Annotated in this window: 4 protein-coding genes and 4 tRNA genes; 1 reads left to right on the top strand and 7 read right to left on the bottom strand. The window is 47.1% G+C overall.

What is annotated here, in order from left to right; translation table 11 throughout:
• The 5 genes from VI01_RS14715 to VI01_RS14695 form a co-directional block, all read right to left on the bottom strand.
• Positions 1–273 (bottom strand): GTP-binding protein (locus VI01_RS14715; RefSeq protein ID WP_045815749.1); only part of this gene is annotated, 273 nt, incomplete at its 3' end.
• Between the two features lie 107 nt (positions 274–380).
• Positions 381–456: transfer RNA gene (locus tag VI01_RS14710), tRNA-Thr, on the bottom strand.
• A gap of 5 nt (positions 457–461) precedes the next feature.
• Positions 462–536 (bottom strand) — tRNA-Gly (locus tag VI01_RS14705).
• A gap of 190 nt (positions 537–726) precedes the next feature.
• Positions 727–811: transfer RNA gene (locus VI01_RS14700), tRNA-Tyr, on the bottom strand.
• A gap of 7 nt (positions 812–818) precedes the next feature.
• Positions 819–894 (bottom strand) — tRNA-Thr (locus tag VI01_RS14695).
• A 644-nt stretch (positions 895–1,538) separates the two neighbouring features.
• On the opposite strand from VI01_RS14695, the gene coaA reads away from it, so the two are divergent.
• Positions 1,539–2,489 (top strand): type I pantothenate kinase, encoded by a 951-nt coding sequence (coaA, locus tag VI01_RS14690; protein ID WP_034828892.1) that lies wholly within the window; start codon positions 1,539–1,541, stop codon positions 2,487–2,489.
• Between the two features lie 59 nt (positions 2,490–2,548).
• Here coaA and birA read toward each other — a convergent pair whose 3' ends face one another.
• Positions 2,549–3,511 (bottom strand): bifunctional biotin--[acetyl-CoA-carboxylase] ligase/biotin operon repressor BirA, encoded by a 963-nt coding sequence (gene birA / locus VI01_RS14685; RefSeq protein WP_045815748.1) that lies wholly within the window; start codon positions 3,509–3,511, stop codon positions 2,549–2,551.
• Positions 3,508–4,545 (bottom strand): UDP-N-acetylmuramate dehydrogenase, encoded by a 1,038-nt coding sequence (gene murB / locus VI01_RS14680; protein WP_045815747.1) that lies wholly within the window; start codon positions 4,543–4,545, stop codon positions 3,508–3,510. Before murB ends, birA begins: the two co-directional genes overlap by 4 nt.
• Between the last annotated feature and the right edge of the window lie 122 nt (positions 4,546–4,667).

Here is a 4,667-nt window from a genome sequence, read left to right as displayed (position 1 = left end):
GTTTTTCACATAGTCGGCGTGGCCAGGGCAGTCAACGTGCGCATAGTGGCGAGTCGGGGTTTCATATTCAACGTGAGAAGTGTTGATGGTGATACCACGTGCTTTCTCTTCTGGCGCCTTATCGATCTCATCGAATTTGCTTGCTTTACCGCCGTAGGTTTTAGCCAGAACGGTGGTGATTGCAGCAGTCAGGGTGGTTTTACCGTGGTCAACGTGACCGATGGTGCCCACGTTTACGTGCAGTTTGTTACGTTGAAATTGCTCTTTAGCCATCGCTAGTCCCTCTAAGACACGGATATATCGAAGATATCGTCATATCAACCAGGCAATGCCTGACTGTTTGGTTTACAGAGAGAGAATCAGGAGAGAGATAAAGGAAGTGGTGCTGATACCCAGAGTCGAACTGGGGACCTCACCCTTACCAAGGGTGCGCTCTACCAACTGAGCCATATCAGCACATCTGGAGCGGGCAGCGGGAATCGAACCCGCATCATCAGCTTGGAAGGCTGAGGTAATAGCCATTATACGATGCCCGCATCCTGGAACTCGGCTACCTGTTCTTTCTGTAGCTTATGAATAATAAAAGAAGACCTTCTATTATTCGAGCCTGCCAGAGTTTCTGGCTGACTTTGATTGCGAAAATCCGCAATCTGAATTCGAAGGTGAGAGAGATGAACTCACCCGCCAGATAATGATTTTATCTGACGCTCAACCAAGTGGTTGAGATGGTGGTGGGAGAAGGATTCGAACCTTCGAAGTCTGTGACGGCAGATTTACAGTCTGCTCCCTTTGGCCGCTCGGGAATCCCACCTACTTGATGGTGCCGGCTACCGGAATCGAACTGGTGACCTACTGATTACAAGTCAGTTGCTCTACCAACTGAGCTAAGCCGGCATCAAGTGGAGCGCATTCTAGGAAGACCGCGCCCAGGATGCAACAAAAAAATTATCAAAATTGTTCTATCGCCTACTATTTGTGCAAAACATCGCAAACCGCTCATCATTTGCAGTATTTTCGTCCAAATGCCGTGTGTTTTTACGCCACTGCGCTAAGTGATTTACAGATGCTTATCGTGGTTTGGTCGTCGTGCTCCAGAAGCACAACGCCATTTTTCATTTAAAAGTGCGCAACTTTTTTTATTGGATCGGGTTTGATTGAACATTTTTTCAACTAACACATTGCAAGATGGGATTGTTCGTTAACGGATGCAACTGTCGGCGTGTAAAAAGGGAAGCATTATCGATTGCCTGAAGACGGCTCAACGTTGTTAGCGAGGGATAATCTGAAAAGATTTTACGCGGCGCTACAGCAAAATCGATTGTAACAAGCGACTAAGCAATAATAAAAATGCGGGCACGCTTACGAAAGCGTGCTCAGGTTTATCAATTTGCTTCTTTTTAAAGTGACACTGGTGTTACCCTCCAGCCCATTGTTCTCGTTACTTACCCCCTATGACGTGCAACTGAGCTCGACGCATCATTGTATGCCAGACGCTACAAGGTGTTGATGAGCCGGGATTTGCGGTCAGATGCATACTTATGAGTAAAAAAACGACACCACTCACTACACCCTATTTGCAGTTTGACCGTCAACAATGGGCCGCCCTGCGCGACTCAGTGCCAATGACGCTCGCTGAAGGCGAAATTGAACGACTACGCGGTATCAATGAAGATCTCTCCTTAGAAGAGGTTGCTGAAATCTATTTGCCGCTCTCACGTCTGCTTAACTTCTATATCAGTTCTAATCTGCGCCGTCAGGCCGTGCTGGAGCAGTTCCTTGGCACCAACGGGCAAAAGATTCCCTATATCATCAGTATTGCCGGCAGTGTTGCTGTAGGTAAAAGTACCACCGCGCGTGTGTTGCAGGCACTGCTCAGTCGCTGGCCAGAACATCGTAAAGTCGAGTTGATTACAACTGACGGCTTTTTACACCCCAATGCAGTATTGAAAGAACGGGGGCTAATGAAGAAGAAAGGCTTCCCGCAATCTTACGATATGCATCGTCTGGTGAATTTTGTATCCGATTTGAAATCAGGCGCGAGTCAGGTCACTGCGCCAGTTTATTCACACCTTATTTATGATGTGATCCCTGATGGCGATAAGGTGGTACAACAGCCTGATATTTTGATTTTGGAAGGCTTAAATGTGCTTCAAAGCGGGATGGATTATCCCCACGATCCGCATCATGTATTTGTTTCTGATTTTGTCGACTTCTCAATTTATGTCGATGCACCTGAAGCATTATTAGAACGCTGGTATGTTAATCGTTTCTTAAAATTCCGCGAAGGTGCCTTCAGCGATCCAGATTCTTATTTCCATCATTATTCTCAGCTACCCAAAGATGAGGCGGAAAATATTGCTCGTGGTTTATGGAAAGAGATTAACTGGCTGAATCTCAATGAAAACATTCTTCCAACTCGAGAGCGCGCCAGTCTCATCATGACCAAATCTGCAGATCATGCCGTGCAAAGTGTTCGCTTGAGAAAATAACTTTTGATATTTAAACGCCCTTCTTTCCGAGGGCGTTTAATTTTTCAGGTCAATGCAAATTAATGACCAGGACGCAGCGAAATCTCACCACCAACCCAGGATTTCACTTCGCCTTCTTGCTCCAGTAATAAACCACCCTGCTTATCAATACCACGTGCAATACCATGAACTTCTCTATCGCCAATCAGCAACTTAACCGGGCGATTGATAAAGTTGTCCAGAGCATCCCAGCGCTCTACAAACGGTGCCAATCCATCTCGCTCGAAAATCGGCAGTGCTTCACGCAGACTATTAATGATTTTTGCAGCCAGCTCATTACGATTAATTTCTACACCGGCTTCCTGCAAATTAATCCATCCCTGATTAATTTCAGAGGCTCCTTCTGAGCGCATCACCAGATTGACACCTGCACCCATAACAATTTGCGCCGCATCGCCTGTTTTGCCGGTTAATTCAACCAGAATCCCGGCCAATTTACGATCGTTCAGGTAAAGATCATTGGGCCATTTGACACGCACATCAGGTACACCCAATGACTGAATCACCTCAGCCATCACGATACCAATCACCAGGCTGAGTCCCATTGCTGCAGCGGGACCTTGCTCAAGTCGCCAGTACATCGACAGATAGAGATTAGAGCCAAAAGGAGAGAACCACTTTCTGCCACGGCGGCCACGACCGGCTTGCTGATACTCTGCAATACAGGCATGACCCGAAGGCAACTGATCCATGCGATCCAGTAAATACTGATTGGTAGAATCAATCACAGGGATGACATCTAAATCCTGCTGATGCAGATGCGAAAGAATATCGGCTTCATTCAGTAGCTGAATAGGTGCAGGCAGGCTGTAACCTTTACCTGTGACGGTGTAGACATCCAGACCCCAGCTCTTCAGAGTTTGGATATGCTTATTGATGGCTGCACGGCTCATACCCAATGCTTCACCCAACTGCTCACCTGAATGGAATTCTCCATCAGCCAGCAGCGCAACTAATTTCAGCGGAACACTATTATCTTTCATGAAATGACCTCAACGGCGTTACGTTCACCTTGAGCACCAATGAAGCGTACCTCTGGCTCGAGCCAAACATTGAATTTCTCACCCACGTGGTTTCGTACCTCGTGCGCTAAAGCAACGATATCCTTTGGCGTCGCATGGTTTTCATTGATCAACACCAGCGCTTGTTGACGGTGTACCGCAGCGCCACCTACCTGATATCCTTTTAGATGACATTGATCGATCAACCAACCTGCCGCTAATTTGACGCCACCATTTGCCTGCGGATAATGTGGCATCCCCGGCCATGCTTCTAATAACTCATTAGCCATCTCGAGTGTGATAAGCGGGTTTTTGAAAAAACTGCCTACATTTCCCGTTACGCGCGGGTCGGGTAATTTGCTCTGGCGCATTTGGCAGACGGCATTGAACACATCCCATGCGCATACCGTGGCCGGGTTCAGTTTCGCCAAATCGCCGTAATTCAGTACCGGCTTCCATTGCTTTGCCAAACGGAGTCCGACAGCAACAATAACGTGACTATCCTTCATCTCGTGCTTAAAGATACTGTCACGATAACCAAACTGACACGCTTCTCGATCCAGGCGACTGATTTTTTGTGTGGGTAGATGCAGCACATCGACGTAGTGGCAAATATCCTTAAATTCAACACCATAAGCGCCAATATTCTGGATAGGCGCTGAACCAGCCTTGCCGGGAATTAATGCAAGATTTTCCAGGCCGGTAATACCTTTCTTTAAAGTATGCTCAACCAGCTCGTGCCAGTTCTCACCTGCACCAATATGCAAATGCCATGATTCAGCCTCTTCCTCAAGTGAAATACCTTTGATGGCGTTAATAATCACGCCACCATCAAAGTCTTCCAGGAATAGCACATTGCTGCCCTCACCTAGTACGATGAAAGGTTGATTCGCCTGTTGAGTTGCTTGCCATGCGCTCATGATGGCTTCGGGTGTGTCTGCGATATACAGCGCTTGTGCACTGACTTCGAGACCCAGTGTGTTGAAAACTTTTAGAGAAGTGTGGGGGCTGGACATTTCACGGCCTTTACTGATTTATCTGGCCGTAGTTTACCCGATCAGTTAGTCACGGGTGGGATGTTTTCGTGGCTTTTAGCCTTGATTTCGCCAATCTTCAGACGTAAAAAAACCCTGAACTT

The sequence above is a fragment of the Pantoea sp. SM3 genome (assembly GCF_000963995.1).
Taxonomy (GTDB): Bacteria; Pseudomonadota; Gammaproteobacteria; order Enterobacterales; family Enterobacteriaceae; genus Pantoea; species Pantoea rwandensis_B.
The sequence above is the reverse complement of the archived record's forward strand: the minus strand, read 5'-3'. Positions and strand labels throughout refer to the sequence as shown.